General features: G+C 65.3%; 1 pseudogene. It reads right to left on the bottom strand.

From position 1 onward, the window contains the following. Positions 1-106: 106 nt before the first annotated feature. Positions 107-235 (bottom strand): annotated as a pseudogene (locus J5M56_RS26970) (hypothetical protein); the annotation flags it as partial. Between the last annotated feature and the right edge of the window lie 7 nt (positions 236-242).

The following is a 242-nucleotide window of genomic DNA, read 5'->3' as shown; positions in this document are numbered from 1 at the left end:
GCGCCGCCCGCGCGGCGCATCGCGAGCTTTGCTCGCTCCTACGTTTGTTTCGGGCCAGTAACGCCTGTGACAGGCGCGCGCGACCGCCTGGTTCATACAACGCGATATCGCGCCAGGCCCCAAAGCGCCGCGACCACTCTTGCAGCGGCAGGTCGAGGCGGTACAGGTTGGCACCGTCGAGTGACGGCGGTTGATTGGTGACTTCGTGGGTTTCAGCGTACTGGTGCAGGTTCATCGGGAGC

This window comes from Pseudomonas sp. 51_B, assembly GCF_017491595.1.
GTDB classification, from domain to species: Bacteria; Pseudomonadota; Gammaproteobacteria; order Pseudomonadales; family Pseudomonadaceae; genus Aquipseudomonas; species Aquipseudomonas promysalinigenes.
Note: the sequence above shows the minus strand (reverse complement) of the source record. Positions and strands in the feature narration are given on the sequence as shown.